Annotated in this window: 10 protein-coding genes; all 10 read right to left on the bottom strand. The window is 70.3% G+C overall.

All coding sequences use genetic code 11. The features are described 5' to 3' along the window. Positions 1 to 41: 41 nt before the first annotated feature. Positions 42 to 752 (bottom strand): hypothetical protein, encoded by a 711-nt coding sequence (locus ACT3T5_RS11905; protein ID WP_444577820.1) that lies wholly within the window; start codon positions 750 to 752, stop codon positions 42 to 44. Positions 753 to 842: 90 nt separating this feature from the next. After that, entirely contained in the window at positions 843 to 2,483 is a 1,641-nt protein-coding gene (locus ACT3T5_RS11900) for a protein kinase domain-containing protein (RefSeq protein ID WP_444577819.1), read from the bottom strand. Further along, positions 2,480 to 4,774, bottom strand: a complete 2,295-nt coding sequence (locus ACT3T5_RS11895) for an FHA domain-containing protein (protein WP_444594435.1) — start codon at positions 4,772 to 4,774, stop codon at positions 2,480 to 2,482. The genes ACT3T5_RS11900 and ACT3T5_RS11895 overlap by 4 nt, the downstream gene beginning before the upstream one ends. A gap of 122 nt (positions 4,775 to 4,896) precedes the next feature. Beyond that, positions 4,897 to 5,772, bottom strand: a complete 876-nt coding sequence (locus ACT3T5_RS11890) for a PP2C family protein-serine/threonine phosphatase (RefSeq protein WP_444577817.1) — start codon at positions 5,770 to 5,772, stop codon at positions 4,897 to 4,899. After that, on the bottom strand, positions 5,769 to 7,499 hold the full coding sequence (locus ACT3T5_RS11885) for an RDD family protein (protein ID WP_444594434.1): 1,731 nt from the start codon (positions 7,497 to 7,499) through the stop codon (positions 5,769 to 5,771). The genes ACT3T5_RS11890 and ACT3T5_RS11885 overlap by 4 nt, the downstream gene beginning before the upstream one ends. Further along, the gene (locus ACT3T5_RS11880) at positions 7,496 to 10,018 is read right to left on the bottom strand and encodes a transglutaminase-like domain-containing protein (RefSeq protein ID WP_444594433.1); all 2,523 of its coding nucleotides are present in this window, start codon (positions 10,016 to 10,018) and stop codon (positions 7,496 to 7,498) included. The genes ACT3T5_RS11885 and ACT3T5_RS11880 overlap by 4 nt, the downstream gene beginning before the upstream one ends. Next, complete coding sequence (locus tag ACT3T5_RS11875; protein ID WP_444594432.1) at positions 10,015 to 11,307, bottom strand: DUF58 domain-containing protein; 1,293 nt, start codon at positions 11,305 to 11,307, stop codon at positions 10,015 to 10,017. Before ACT3T5_RS11875 ends, ACT3T5_RS11880 begins: the two co-directional genes overlap by 4 nt. Then, positions 11,304 to 12,278: an AAA family ATPase gene (locus ACT3T5_RS11870; protein ID WP_444594431.1), complete on the bottom strand. Its 975-nt coding sequence runs from the start codon at positions 12,276 to 12,278 to the stop codon at positions 11,304 to 11,306. The genes ACT3T5_RS11875 and ACT3T5_RS11870 overlap by 4 nt, the downstream gene beginning before the upstream one ends. Continuing rightward, entirely contained in the window at positions 12,262 to 13,437 is a 1,176-nt protein-coding gene (locus ACT3T5_RS11865) for a hypothetical protein (RefSeq protein WP_444594430.1), read from the bottom strand. Before ACT3T5_RS11865 ends, ACT3T5_RS11870 begins: the two co-directional genes overlap by 17 nt. A gap of 201 nt (positions 13,438 to 13,638) precedes the next feature. After that, positions 13,639 to 14,646, bottom strand: coding sequence for a polyprenyl synthetase family protein (locus ACT3T5_RS11860; RefSeq protein WP_444577811.1), 1,008 nt, complete (start codon positions 14,644 to 14,646; stop codon positions 13,639 to 13,641). Positions 14,647 to 15,061: the final 415 nt, after the last annotated feature.

Here is a 15,061-nt window from a genome sequence, read left to right as displayed (position 1 = left end):
GATCCGACCCGGTCCGGTCCGCCCCGACCCGACGGTCGTGGTCAGTCCTCGTCGACCTCGTCCACCTGGTCCAGAAGCGAGAGATCTTCCCGGACCACGAGACGGGAGAGCACGGCGTGCTCGACCAGCCGCGCGCGACGGTTGCTGGCGAGCTTCCCCGGGCCACCCCGCAGCCCACGCACCCCGAGCCGGTCGAGCTTGTCGCACACGTTGTCCAGCTTGCGGTTGAACTTCGTCATCTGCCAGCCGAGCCGCTCGGCGGCCTGCGCCGACGTCGGCACCGAGCTCATGCCGGAACCCTCGCGCGCAAGCATCGGTTCGGACAGGGCGAGGATCAGGAGCTTCTGGCTCGCGGTCAGCTGCACCGACCCCATGGTCGTCTCCCCCGCCGGGTCGTCCTGCCCGGCGATACGGGCGAACTCCGGGGAGTCGGCGTGGACGGAGAGGTCGTACGTGGTGGGGCCCGCGGTGAACACGACCTTCGTCTCGTCGAAGACGAGCGGGATCCGGGCTCCCGGCGCGAGCCAGGCCTGCATCGAGCCCGTGCCGTCGGTGATAGTGGCCGACAGCCGGGACCCGACGTTCACCAGCCACCACATCGACTCGACCTGCACGATCGTGAGGAACCGTCGGTGCAGGAAGGGGTTGTCGTCGTCGACGTCGAGATCGGCCTCCCGGCCGATCGTCAGCTCCTCGCCCTCTTCGACGCGGTACCACTCCCCGCAGAACTCGACCGAAATCGTCGACGCCATCGTCAGGCTTCCCCTCTGTCGTTCCTGCTGTGCTCGGTCGCGCCGTCGGATCGACGCGTCCGGTCTCTCGCCGTCCCTGAACCGTACCGGTCAGTCGCCATCGAGGCAGTCCTGTACCCACATGCTCGCAACACCGCTGGTCGTGACGGTCCGCACCTCCACACATCGTCCGGTCAAGCCCGGCGGGACGAAGCGGACGGTCGAATTCCGCCCCATGACGGGCGTCGAGGTGCCGTACTCCTGGTACTCCTCGGGCATGTCCTTCCATCGCACCTCGAAGAAGTCCCCCTCCGAGTACCCCGTCGGATACTCCCAGGAGATCTGCGCACGGCCTCGTACCCCTCCAGGGGCCTCGGGCACCGTGATCTCGACGGACACTCCCGTGGGTTCACCCGGCGGCTCGACAGGGGTCTGGACGACGTTGAGATCCGTGGTCTCGAGCTCGGGCTCCTCCTCGACGAGGAAGTATCGCACCCCCAGGGTCGTGCCCACGCCGAGCGCGATGACGACCACCGTGGCGAGCGCGACGTAGGGCCACATCGCCCTGGGTCGCTCGTCCTCGCCCTCCCCCGACCCGGCGGCACCGGGCGGGGGCGCTGAGCTGTCATCCGCCGGTGCCGGGGCCCCAGCCGGGCGCAGCACCGTCGCGCCCTGGGAGGGCTGTGTGGCGGGGCCCCTCGACACCGGACGCGGGGCGGCGTGCGGTACGAGCGCTGGAGCGATCCCGGCGTATCGGTCCGGCGGTCGGCGCCGGCCCGCCGTGGAGGATCCTGCGTCGGGATCGACGGTCGCGACCTTCCGGATCCGCGTATGCATCTCCAGCTCGTCGTCATCGTGCGCGGGATCGGGGCCCCGTTCGTCGAGGACGTCCATCTGGGTGACGGGCAGCGACAGCGCCTGCTCGACCTGCTGCAGACCACGCCCCAGGGCGAGCGCGGTGTCATAGCGGCTCGCCGGATCCTTCGCCATCGCGATCGACAGCACCCGGTTCAGCGCAGGCGGCACATCCGGCCTGTTCAGGGGCCGCAGCGGCTCCGACTCGATCCGGTGGACGAGATCGGCGGCCGTGCTGCGCCGCCCCGGCACCTCGAACGGGGTCCGTCCGGCGAGCAGCGAATACACCGTCGCGGCGAGGGAGAACACGTCGCTGCGCACATCGGCGCGCGGCGGATCCGCGAAGAACTCCGGGGGCGACCACGGGATCGACAGGCCCTGGGAGTCGTCGACCTCATGTGCCTGCCCGGCGGCGATCGAGATCCCGAAATCTGTCAGGGCGGGCCGGTTGTAGTCGGTGACCAGGATGTTCGCGGGCTTGATGTCGCGGTGGAGGATCCCTGCGCGATGCGCGGTCTCCACGGCACCGGCGATCTGGACGCCCACGCGCAGCGCCTCGGCGACGGTGATGCGCTCCCGGCGGAAACGGATCCCGTAGTTCGGGCGGGGGCAGTACTCCATGACGAGGTAGGGCCGATGGTCGCCGGAGACCTCCGCCTGATGGATCGTGACGATCGAGGGGTGCGTGGACAGCTGGGCCATGACGTTCGCCTCGACGTCGAACTGACGCCGCACGGACTCTTCGAGCGCGGTCGCGAGCAGGACCTTGATCGCGACCTGGCGACGCGGACGGAACTGCTGGTAGAGGAAGACATCGGCGAACCCGCCGGAGCCCAGAAGCTGCTCGTGCTCATAGCCCGGCAGCTGCGGAGGCGGCGACGGCGGGCGGGAGCTCACCGGCGCTCCCGCAGCCGGAGCCGGACCCCGTCGCCGAGATCGATGGTGTCCCCCTCGCGGAGCACGACCCCCTCGCGCGGGCGCAGACGCACCGGTTCCGTGTTCTCCCGGAGCAGCGTGGTGCCGTTCGTCGTGCCGAGGTCGAAGGCGACCACGTGCCAGCCCTCGAGGCGCAGCTCGAGGTGGGACCGGGAGATGTCCTGCTGCGGGCTGGGAACGGCGATCAGCTGGGGAACGTCGTGCGCGCTCACCCGGGAGGCGCGCGGCCGACGCCCCAGGATCGCCGAGCGGTCCAGCACGATCCGCGCTCCCGTCGACAGCTCGATGACGCCCAGCGGCGGGCGTGCAACCGTGCGCGGGGTGCCGGTCAGCGGCGCGCCGCAAGGACCGCATGTCATGCGCTCGAGCGAGTTGGCATGACCGTGAGGACAGACCAGGCCAGACAGCAGAACGGCGGTCGCGCTCATGGCGCCCGTAGTGCTGTGCCCGTGCGCGGACGAGTCCGAGCAGGCAGAAGGCGTCGTGGCCGTGCCCGCGGGGCGGGCCACCGGCCGGGTCGGCGTGGACCCGGTCCCGGACGGCACCGTTCGGGGCTGCACCGTTCGAGGCTGCTCTGTTGGGGGCTGCACCGTTCGAGGCTGCACAGTGCTGGGCTGCCCTGAACGGGCCGGTTGCTGCGGCGCCGACGGGCGTCGGGCGGCGGCCTGGGAGATCTCCGGCGCTGCGCGCCCGACACCGGGCACCCAGTCGATGAGATCACCGCCGGGGCTCGTCGCCGTGCCCGAGCCAGTAGGCGTCGAACCCGGTTCGCCGCTGACGGGGACGGTGTCAGGACCTGCAGTGACGGAGTCGACGCCCTGCGAGCGGAGAGCCGGCCGGGCTGCCGCGGAGTCGCCGGACGGCGTCTCCGACGCGGAGGCCGGTGTGGTGGATGCGTCGGGCCGCGCCGGCGCGGACGGCGTCACGATCGCGTCGCCCTCGGTCTGGCGGGCCGTCACCTGCTCGGGCCGGCGCACCGCCGCATCCTCGACCCGGCGGTGCAGAGTCTCGCCGAACAGGTCGTCGTACGTCCCGATGGCGGCGGACGCCTGGCCAGGATCCGGTGCCGGCCGGTCGCTGCGGGACAGCGAGCTGCTGCGGGATCGGGATCGATATCGCGGCGCCGTGCCCTCGGCCGCCTGGGTCCCCTCCCCGTCGTCGATCGGGACGATCAGGGTGTCCGCTGCCCGGGCGTCGTCGTCCGCGTGCGATGCCGTGGTCGTCGAGGCGGTCGACGGAGGCGACGCCGTGGGGGCAGCAGGCGCGGCCGCCCGTCCGTTCTCGGCGTCACCGGTGCTCCCCGCCTGTCCTCCGGGGACATGACGCGGACGATCGAACAGCGAGGTGCGCACCAGGGGACGTCGCGGAGCCTGATCCAGCTCAGCGGGGTCCGGGCGCGGGCCCGATCGGCCCTGCGGAACCTGTCCTGGCGGATCCTGTGCCGGTTCCGGTACAGGGGCTGCGGCCGGTGACGAGGGGCTGACGAGGAGTCTGTCGAACACATTGGGCTGATCGGAGTCCGTCGCCGCAGTGACCGACGCGGTCGAGAAGCTGCCGTGCCCGGGCACCGCGTGCAGCGCGTGCAGCGCGTGCAGCGCATCTTGTCCCCGATCGGCGAAGGCGGGCGGACGGGGCCTCACCGCCGGGCGCTCGTCCGTGGCCGCCGGGCGCTCTTCCGCGCTCGTCGAATTCACCGTCGCCGGAGCTGCGTTCGTCGGGTTCGCCGCAGCCGGAGCTGCCCGCTCGGTGCGACGACGTGTCTCCTCGGGGTCCTCGATCGACCTGCCGTCGGCCTCGACCTGCCCGGCGAGCGCGGCGCGGGCCTCCTCGTCCAGGGAAGCAGGGTCCACCACGGCGTGCACGAATCCGCGCACGCGGGCCACGCCGGCCACGACGCGGGGTGCACCGAGGGACTTCTCCGGCGGAAGGTCACCGAAGGCGATGCGGTGCACGTCCTGGAACGCCTGCACGACGAAAGGACCCTTCTCGGTCCCGGCGATCCGCTGCGCGCCGTCGGCGGTGAAGACCGCGAGCGGGGTGCTGCCCTTCACCCCGAGGGTCGCCGTGGTGCCGTCGAAGATCGCGAACAGGATCGCGGTGACGGCGTCAGCACTGTCCAGGCCGGCAGCGGCGATCAGCTCGTCGACGAACCCCTCGGCGGGCGGCGCCTCACCGAGCAGGCTCCAGCCCGCTTCGACGAGCTCCGCGGGGGCGCCGGGCACCAGCACCACCCATCCCGTCTCCCTGGCCACCAGAGTGGCAGGCCCCTGACGGGTCCAGAGACCGGTCCCGAGCAGGTCTGCAGGATCTCCGGGAACTCCGGGAACTCCGGGATTTGCAAGAGCTCCAGGAGAGGCATCCCTCGCCGGGGTCATCATGCGCTGGCCGTGTCGTCGGCGCCCGCTCTCGGGAGCGTGTCCTCGTCCACCTCGTCCTCCGGAGCAGGGGACGAAGCGGTTGCGGTGGTGTCCTCGACCGTCGGCGCGAGGCCCACGACCTCGACGGCCTCGACGAGGACCACGCTGACGTTGTCCCGCCCGCCGCTGTCGAGGGCCTGATGCACGAGGTCGTCGCTGAGGGTGCGCAGGTCCGAGGAGCTGCGCAGCACACGCTCGATCGCGGCGTCGCTGATCTCCCCCGTCAGTCCGTCGGAACAGACCAGCATCCGGTCCCCCACCTCGACGGGGATCAGCCAGTAGTCCGGATCGGAATCCGGTCCGGCGCCGAGAGCCCGGGTCACCATGTGCCGGTACGGATGGACTCGAGCCTCCTCCGGGGTGATGTCACCCCGGTCCATCAGCTCCTGGACCACGGAGTGATCCACGCTGACCTGCTCGAAGATATCTCCCGAGAGACGGTAGACCCGGGAATCCCCGAGATTCATGACCACCCAGTACCCGACTCCGTCGAGCACCATCGTCGCGACCAGGGCGACCGTGGTCCCAGCACCCTGGGTGCCTTCGCCCCCGAGATCCGCGATCCGCTCGGCAGCGGAGCCGAGCGACTCGCCCAGCTGCTCGACGGTCACGTTCTCCTGCAGAGTGAGCTTCTCGAACTCCTCCACGGCGATCGCGCTGGCCACCTCGCCGGCGTTGTGCCCGCCCATCCCGTCGGCGACCAGATAGATCGGGGTGGCGTTGAGGATGCTGTCCTCATTGGTGGCGCGGACATGGCCCACGTGGGTGGCAGCCGCCGAGACGACCCGGACCGTGCCGTGGACGTCCGGGTCCGACAGGGAGCGGTCGATCACTGCTCTCGCTCCACCGACAGGGTCCGGTCGCCCAGCGTGAGCTGAGCGCCGGGCGGCAGGATCGTGACGGCGTCCGGGACCAGGGCCTCCCGGGAGCCGTCCTCGTGCAGGATGGCCGATCCATTGGTCGAGCCGAGGTCGGTGACGGTGATGTCCTCTCCGGAATCGTCGATGCGCAGGTGCGTCTTGGAGACCGACCTGGTGCTGTCCTTCAGCACGAGCTGCCCGGCGCCGTCCGCGGCCGCCGGGTTGCGGCCGATCACGGCCGCGGTGTCCACGAGATGCTCCGTGCCGTCGTCCGCGATCAGACGGAGCTTCTTCCGGGCCGGTGGCGAAACGGCGGTGACCCTCGTCTGCTCGAGGTCCTCGTGGGGCTCCTCGCTCGGGACCAGGCGGGTGTGCTCGTCGATGCCGCCATCCGGCGCACCCCACGAGGCCGCGATCGGCTCGTCAAGAGCCTCGGTCCGCTCCTCGACGGGAGCGTCCCAGGACGGCGCTGCCGACGACTGCGGCGCCGGCGATCCCCACTGCTGGGCCGGCTGGGGAGCAGCAGGAGCGGGAGGTCCCCACTGCTGGTGGCCGGCGGGCTCCTCGCGGGGAGGCGCCCAGTCGTTCACCGCGTACGGGCTCGCACCGCTCAACGGAACGGGGCTCGCACCGCTGGACGGAACTGAGCGGTCACCGCTCGCCGCGGGACCGTCCACGCCGGCCCCGACGGGCTGAGCCTCGGCAGCGGTGCCCTGGTACCCGCCCGTCCACGCCGCTCCGGGCTCGGCGAGCAGATTCTGATGAGCGCCCACTGCCACGGACGGATCGCCGAGATAGTGGTCCGCATCGGCGCGCTCGTAGTCATCGGCCCGCTTCACGAACGGATTCCGCCCGGTCTTGACGTCGACGACCACGGAATCCACCGCGCGGTCGTGGAAGCCGCGCAGGTGCGATCGTGGATCGAGGAAGATCGACAGCCCCATCAGCCACGGGATGATGCCGTAGAGCACCCACCGTCCGGCGGCGCGGAGGAAGCCGATCCCCGTGCCGTTGCTGGTCCGGGCGATGCGCAGGCCCATGATCAGCTTGCCGAACGAGAACCCCTTCGCGCCGGTCAGCCAGACCACCAGAAGGGTGTAAGCGGCGAGGAGCGCGACGCTGAACCCGGACAGGATCTGCGTGAACAGGGTGATCGGGTCCTGGATGGCCAGCAGCACGATCGCGACGATCAGCGGGATCAGCAGGACCGTCGCGATCACCCCGTCGATCACGGCAGCCGCGAGCCGCTTGACCGGCGAGGCGGGGCGGCAGCCGTCCAACGGCGGCTCCATCTCGGCTGAGGTGCCCGTGGCCGGGATCGCGGCGTCCGCTGAAGGGCCCGGCGAGCCGGGGCCGCTGGGCTGCCCGACGGGAGCTCCGGGACCGTTCTGAGTGGGCGGTGGCTGAGTGACCATCATCAGATCGTACTGTTCTGCAGGGCTCGGTGCCGTCGTCCGCTGCTTCCGCGGGTCCACGAAGTCCCGGGAGATCAGCTCGATCTGCTCGACCGGCTCCGTCGGCCGGCCCTCGGGGCCCCGGTCACGGGACCGCGGGCGGGGCGCATGCGTCCAGGACCCGGGGGCGTCGGTGGCGCGTCGCTCATAGGGCGAGGGTCGATAACGCGCACCGCACTCCCCGCACAGAGCCGCGTCCTCGGACAGCAAGGATCCGCAGGTGCTGCAGTATCGCGTCTGGCTCATGAGGGCCGGCCCTCCCGCGCTGCAGTAGTCGACGTCCTGGGAGCGGACGGCCCTGTCACAGACAGTTTGGCGGCGGACTGCCTGGTCACAGGCGGTTTGGTGGCGGACGACCTGGAGAGGTCATCGCTCCTCGGGGCCCGGCTACGGAGCGATCTCAGGGAGAGCGCCGCTCGCAGTCGCCTGTACCACGGGACCGAACCGGTCAGGCAGCGACACGAGGCCATGACCTGCGACCAGTACTCCTCGCCCCAGGAATCGGGCAGGTCGTCGGGCCCGAAGACCGCCCGATCCGCGTCCCGGGCGAGCGCCGTGGCACCCATCGCTGGGAGATCGCCCTCCAGGAGCGCCGCGGTCTCCGCACGAGTCCGCATGGGATCCGGCGAGCACCCGAGATCCGTGAGCAGGTCGAGGATCTCCTGCCACCCGCCGCCGACGCGGTCGGCCACCGTGCCCCGGGTCCGACGACGGCCTCGCCGCACCGTCTTGGCCGCAAGGATCGCGACCACGAGGGTGAGCGCGAGCGCCACCGGGATCACCGTCGAGGCGACGTTCACCGTCCAGGGTGCGGACCCTGCCGTCGGCAGCCCGTCGTCCTCGGAGTCCCCGCTCATGGCGCCCGGAGACGGGGGCGGCTGCGCCACCAGGGGCAGCGGTTCATCGACCGTCTCGGGAGCCGGTTCCGTCGGGGTCTGGTCCTCGTCGGGCGCGGGGGCGAAGCGCACCCAGCCGAGGTCCTCGAACTTCACCTCGACCCATGCGGTGACGTCCGCGCCGGTGATCGTCGCCGTCCCCGTGGCGCCCGCCGCCCCTGCGGGGACCTCGGGGACCTCGGGGACCTCGGGGACCTCGGGGACCTCGGGGACCTCGAAGCCCATCACGACCCGAGCGGGCATCCCGATCGACCTCGCCATCACCGCGGTGAGGGCGGCGAACTGCTCCTGGTCGCCGATGCGGCCGAGGGGCTGCGCGTCCGCGGTGCCCTCGTCGAAGCCGGCGGGCTCGAGCATCGCCAGCAGCCTGCTCGCGCCATGGCCGGAGAAGGAGGTGGCTTCGTCATCATCGATGCCGTGGGAGAACGTGGCGTCTGCCGTGATCGAGCGGGAGAGGTTCTGGAATCGCTGGTAGTCCGACGCCGAGTCGCCGGCCCACTGCTCGGCGAGCTCGGTCATCGCGTCGATATCCGCGTTCTCGGGCAGTGGGACGTCGGCGAACGTCGCGGCGTTCTGCTGCTCGGTGGTCGGCGCCGTGTACGGCTCGTACCGGAGCTCGTAGATGTCTCCCTCCCGGACCCCGTCGGCGTTCACCGCGGTCTGGGATCCGCCCTGGAGGAACAGGTTCTCGGACGTGGCTCCGGCTCTCGTGGACCGCATGCCCTCGAGTTCGACGCGGTTCGTCCGTTCGCCGACGGTCGGCAGCCACACCCCGGTGTAGTCCTTGATCCGCACGGTGGAGGTGCGCTGCTGGTCGGTCGGCCGCTGCAGATCCACCCCGTCCGCGATCCGCAGGAACGCTCCGGAGGGGCTGTCCTCCTCGACGGTTCCCGCGACGTTGTACACCTGGAGGTCGTACTGGTCCATCGCGGCCAGTCGCACGTGCTCCCCCGGCGCGACCCCGCTGATGGAGAACAGCTCGGCATCACGCTGGTCCTTCAGATAACCCCGGAACTCGGTGAGGGGAGAGACGTACTCCCGCGGATCGAAGGGCGGCGTGATCCGATCGCGCACCGCGAATCGTCCGGACCCCTCCGGCGGATCGAGCAGCGAGTGCGCACCGACGGCGGTGGCCCCCGCGAGCAGCATCACCAGTGCGCCGCCGATCATCCGTTGCCGGAGCACCGGGGACCCTCTGGCCCCGGGTCGCCTCGGATCCGAGATGATCGTGGATCGCGCGCCACCCGGCCTCTCGCCCTCGAAGCGCCAGGTCAGCCACCCCACGGACAGCACCGCGAAGCACACTCCCCGGACTACCGGGAGGAAGGACTCCGTGGTGCCGAAGGCGATGGACAGCAGCAGCAGAGCGAGCGGGAAGAGCCAGGCGGTCAGATAGCGACGACTGCGCAGCACCACGCTCATCCCGTGCACCGTCAGCAGGAGGGTGCTGATCCAGACCACGCCGAGCACTCCTTCGGCGGTGCCCACCGGAGGTGTCACCGTGAGGGCGGACTTCCAGGTGGCGACCGGGGCGGCGAGAAGTTCCCGGAGCGATCCTCGGGAGGGCAGGACACCCCACCGCGCCCTGACGGGCGCCGCGAACATCGAGCCGAACACGGCGTAGACGAGGACCAGGAGCGCCGTGATGCGCAGCGGGCCCCAGCGGAAGTGTGCGCCGATCAGGGCGACCACCGTGCCGAGAACAGTCGCCATGACACCGGTGCGGAGATAGCCGACGCCCCCGTAGGCGGGCTGGAATCCGGCAAGGGCCAGGAAGAACAGACACCCGAGCAGAGCGATGTCGATGGCCCTGCGACTGTTCCGGATGCTCGAGGAGCAGGGGCGGGGACCTGTCGTCGCTGTGGTCACCGTCCCACCTCCCGGAGCGCCCGGAGCGCCCGCGGCAGGGCATCGAGGGAGTCCACCGTGACCACGTCAAGCCTGCCGATGGCGGAGCGCCTCACGTCGGCGCCCTCCTCGCAGCGGATCGCCACCGCCATGGCACCGACCGGGAGCTGACCAGCCGCGGTGTTCAGCTCGCTCGCGGTCGTCCGGGGGCCGGTGACCATCAGGACGGCCGACGCCCCGGGCGCCAGATCCGCGGCCTTCCGCCCGAGCACGTGGAACGGGAAGCGGTCGCGGAGCTGATCGACGACCGTGAAGTCGTCCATCAGCTGGCGATGGGTGCGGGTGCGCTGGCGGTCATCGACCGTGAAGGCGGTCAGCTCCTTCTCCTCGCGCCGGGTCTGGACGGCGATCGAGGCGGCGACCGACACGGCCAGCTCGAACTCCTCAGCGCTCTCGTACTGCGCGGACAGGTTGTCCAGGGCCACCACGACATGGGAGCGGCGGGTCTCCTCGAACTGACGGACCATGAGAGTGCCGGTGCGTGCCGTCGTCCGCCAGTGCACGTGGCGCCGGTCGTCGCCGGGGGTGTACTCCCGCAGGGTGTGGACGGCGATGTCAGAGCTTGAGAGATCGGCCGACGGCGTGTCCTCGAGGTCGCGGAGGAACCCGCTGGACGCCCCGTCGAGGCGCACGGTCCGCGGGTGAACGAACAGATCCTGCTTCGTCGCCCAGGTCACCTGGCGGCGCACGAGGGAGAGCGGATCATCGCGCATCGAGCGCACGGGGCCGATGATCAGCACCTCACGTCGTGTGGTCGGGACCGCGAACAGCTCCTCATGCGTACCCTCCGGGGTGAGTCGCGGCACCAGGAGCTGGGCGGTGGCTCGGCCGACGGTGAGCTCGACCCGGGAGGGCAGGATCGGGCGTCCGGAGGGGTTGGCCACCTTGATACGGCCAACGGCCCGGGCGCCGGCCTCGACGCGATGCGCCTGCAGATCCAGGGTGACCACATAGTCGGCTCTGCCCAGCACGTACAGCACGGCGAGCACGAGCATCACCGTCAGCGTCAGGGCGATGACGTTCAGCTCGGTGACGTGGAGCAGCAGCCCGAGCGTCCAGCAGCCCACGGCAGCGGCGACGACCGCCCGGCCGATCGGCGACACGTGGTCCAGCACGAGCTCGACGCGGCGACTCCACAGGCCGACTGTGCTGCGCTCCCGGCCGTCTGTGGTGCCGAGCGTTCCGCCGTCTGCAGTACCGTGCGCCCGGCATTCTTCCGCGTTCGAGCAGCGGGCGCTCCGCGAACTCATGACGTGTGCTGTCGAGCCTGGGGCGGTGCCACCTCGCTGAGGATCTTCGCCATGACCGACGCCGCGGTGGATCCGGCGAACTCCGCCTCGGGATCCAGGACGAAGCGATGGAGCCAGACCGGCTCGACGAGATGCTTGACGTCGTCGGGGACCACGTAGTGGCGACCGTTGACCGCCGCCCAGACCTTCACCGCACGCATCAGGGCGATCGCGCCCCGGATGGAGACTCCGACGCGGACCTCCGGTGCCATCCGCGTCTCCTCCATGAGTCGGGAGACGTACTCCAGCACCGCCGGGTCCGCGTGCACCGTGGAGGCGAGCTGAGTCATGTCGTCGACGGCCTGCAGAGAGATCCGCGGGGAGAGCTGGCTGCTGCGATCACGGATGGCGGCACCCTGCAGGATCTGCACGCTCGAGGCATGGTCCGGGTAACCGATCGAGGCCTTCAGGAGGAAGCGATCCAGCTGCGCCTCGGGCAGGCGATAGGTCCCGGCCTGCTCGATCGGGTTCTGGGTCGCGATCACGATGAACGGGCTGCCGACATCATGGGTGACGCCGTCGACGGTGACCCGGCCCTCCTCCATCACCTCGAGCAGTGCCGACTGGGTCTTCGGCGAGGCACGGTTGATCTCGTCGGCGAGCACGACGTCGGCGAACACCGGCCCCTGGTGGAACACGAAGGACTTCGAGCTCTGGTCGTAGATCGTCACACCGGTGACGTCGGAGGGCAGGAGGTCCGGGGTGAACTGGATCCTGCTGCTGGTGCCCCGCACCGTGGCGGCGATCGACCTGGCCAAAGACGTCTTCCCCGTGCCGGGGGCGTCCTCGAGCAGCACATGCCCGGGCGCCATCATCGCGGTCAGCACCAGGCGGATCACCTCGTGCTTGCCGAGCACCGCCTGACCGACGCTCTGGACGAGCTTGTCGAAGGTCTCGGCGAACCAACGGGCCTGCTCAGGAGTCATGGTCACGGCGAGGGCCTGCGTTCGTGGGTTGTCGGGAGGTGGTGCGGTGCGTCAGGACCCAGTCGTCCACCGGTTCCATGTTCTCGGTGATCCTCCAGGACTGGCCGAACTGCTGATCGTTCAGGACCACCAGATCGCCGTTGACCCGAAGGGTGAGATCCGCTGCGGAGTCCGCCCCGGGAATCGGCCCGACGACGGGGTCGAGGCCGTCGCAGACTCGCGTGTAGAGGTTCGACTGCGTCCACGCCCCATACACGCACTCACCGACCTGGGCCGGCGGGACCGGGGTGCCTGGCGCTCCGGCCTCGGTCGTGCGAGCCCTCCCGCCGTCCAGCGGCACCCTGAGGAGGGTCGATCCCGTCGCGAGAGCCACGTCGTCGGCCGCAGGCCCGGCCTGTTGGAGCTGGGCGGTGTCCAGGGGGCCGGCTCCGTCCGCGCTGAGGTCGTGCACCGTGGCCGAGACCCCGAGCCGAAGGACGCTGTGCTCCTTGTCGAGGATCACCGGCTCCTCGCCCACGGCGCTCAGCTGCACCTGGTCCGCCGCGGCGGACAGGCCGTCGACCACGATCGGGTCCTCCGCTGAGGAACCGCGAGGATCATCGGTGTCCGGGAACGACATCAGGGTGGTCCCGTCGAGAACCCAGACAGTCCCGTCCCGGCCCACGGCGATCTCGGCCGCGCTGCCCCCGGTCGCATAGGCCGGTTCCACGTCCACCGGGCTGAATGCCGGCAGCTGTCCCGCAGACAGGATCCAGACCCTGCCTTCCTGTGACGCGATGGCGACCCGGTCACGGGCCATCCGTACGGTGGAGCCGAGGGCGAGTTCGACGAGCTGATCACGGTCAATGCTCGCCGTGTTCACGGGCGTGATCTCCCGGGGGCTGGTCAGGAGCACGGTGTACCCGTCCTGGAGGAGCTCGAGCTCCGCTCCGACCGCGGTCAGCCGAGCATCGAGCTCCGCAGCATCGACGTTCATCCTCCCCGCGAGACCGGCCTCGTGGTTCATCACCCAGACTCCACCGTTGGAGACCACGACCTCCGAGGACGACTGCCCGGGATATCTGACGGCGAACCCGGTGATCACCAGCGCGATCACGGCCAGCACCGCGGAGGAGACGGCAGTGGAGCGCCGTCGCCGGAGCATCTGCGCTGACGTGACGGACATGGTCGGATCCCCCAGAAGCGACGACGGGTGCGTCGCAGCTGACGGAGAACCCACGGTCCTCAGCCAGGGCCGAACCGCGGTCCCGGCTCCGCTGCGCGCGAAGCCGCCTCAGAGTACGTGCGAGCCCGGACCGGGGGGCCTACTCATCCACAGTGCGCTGGTGACAGAGCGACTCCGCCATGGCACGGTCCCCCGCACCTGTCATCGACGGCGCTGCACCAGCGACCGGGTGAACTCCACCAGCGCGTCACGGACGGGGCCTGACGGAAGCTCGCCGAGAATCTCCACGGCCTCATCGGCTGTGCGCTCGGCAAGCTCGCGCGTCTCCTGGAGCGCAGGATCCTCACGGAGCATCGTCACCAGTTCGTCCAGCGCATCATCCTCGGAGAGGTCACCATCCAGCCGAGCGACGATCTCCAGGCTCCGCGCGTCCGCTGTCTGCGCGGCGCGCCGACGCACGAGCAGGGTCGGCATCGTCGGCACACCCTCACGAAGGTCGATGCCAGGAGTCTTCCCACTCGTCGCGGCATCGCTTCCGAGGTCGAGCACATCGTCGGCCAGCTGGAAGGCGACGCCGACCTTCTCCCCGTAACGACGCATCACGTCATCCGTCCCGGACGGGGCCCCGGACAGCAGCGCGCCGAGTTCGCCGGCAAGGGCGAGCAGCGAGGCCGTCTTGTCGGCGAGCACCGAGATGTAGTGCTCGAAGGGATCGTCATCCTCCGAGGGGCCGACGGTCTCGTGCAGCTGCCCCAGGCACAATCTCTCGAAAGTCTCGGAATGGACGCGCACCGCGTCGACGCCGATCTTCGCGCTCAGCCCGCTGGCTCGCGCGAAGAGGAAGTCACCGGTGAGGATCGCGACGTTGTTGCCCCAGAGGGAGTGGGCGCTGTCAGCTCCGCGCCGAGTGGGCGCGGAATCCATGACGTCATCGTGATAGAGGCTCGCAAGATGGGTGAGTTCGACGAGGACAGCCGCGTCCAGGACGCTCTCCCGGTCGATCTCCCCGAGAGAAGCGGCCAGCAGCACGAGCATCGGACGCACCCGCTTGCCCCCGGCGTCCATCAGATGCCGAGCGGTCCAGCGGGCCATGTCATCCGAGGTGGCCACGGACTCCCGCAGTCGACTCTCGATGATCGCGAGTTGCTCGGCGACGCGCGATGCGAGCTGCTCATCGATCTCGGGGACGACCGGCAGCGAGGACGGCATGGCTCTCCTGGAAGTCGGCGGGGTGTTCACAGCGTGATTCCCCCGGCGCGGATGGCTGGTGGGCCGGCGGCGAACTGGTCGACACCGACATCAGGTTTCCCGTGCGGCACAACAGTCCACACGACGGATCAGTCTACCCATCCCCTACGCAAGAGGACCTGTCCCACGGCTCGTTCGTGATGTGTGGAACCCGGCCACCTGCTGATGACTCCCGCCTGTACGGCACAACCGGTTCGAACAGCGGAACTGTGTCGCGGAGGTGTCTCTGTGGCTCGCACTGACCAGCTCATCACCGCAGGCAGCAAACGAGTGGAGCTGTGCTCTCACGGCAAGTCCTTTCACGAACAGTCCGATCCACGGCTCGCGGACTGAGCATTCCTCAGGATCCGGCGGGCGCGTTCGGGCATAAAAAAAA

It is taken from the genome of Brachybacterium sp. AOP3-A1-3 (genome assembly GCF_052378285.1).
In the GTDB taxonomy this organism is placed as follows: Bacteria; Actinomycetota; Actinomycetes; order Actinomycetales; family Dermabacteraceae; genus Brachybacterium.
Note: the sequence above shows the minus strand (reverse complement) of the source record. Positions and strands in the feature narration are given on the sequence as shown.